This is a genomic window from Streptococcus suis (assembly GCF_002964045.1).
Classification (GTDB): Bacteria; Bacillota; Bacilli; order Lactobacillales; family Streptococcaceae; genus Streptococcus; species Streptococcus suis_U.
The window spans coordinates 1-268 of record NZ_POPB01000607.1; the positions used below are offsets into that span (position 1 = coordinate 1).

Annotated in this window: 1 pseudogene; it reads right to left on the bottom strand. The window is 53.0% G+C overall.

Annotation, left to right across the window (positions count from 1 at the left end):
• Positions 1-268 (bottom strand): annotated as a pseudogene (locus tag C1E99_RS13110) (hypothetical protein); the annotation flags it as partial.

Consider the following 268-nt stretch of genomic DNA (forward strand, 5'->3'; position numbering starts at 1 on the left):
ACGCTCGACCATGTAGCGAAAGAGGCCGCCCCAGGCGTTAAAGACCAGCTTCTCCTCTTCCTGCGTCATCTTTTCCCCACGGCAAAGGACCTTGAGTTCCTCGCGGGTCATGGGACCTTGTTCAAGGGCTTCTAAAATCAGCTGGTGATATTTCTGCTTGGTCTGAGGACTAAAACCGTCCCGTCCTTCTGTCTTTAAGTATTCGGTGCTGGCCAGCCGCCCCTCGTGGATATAGAGGGGAATTTCCGACTTGAGATAGGCATGAACT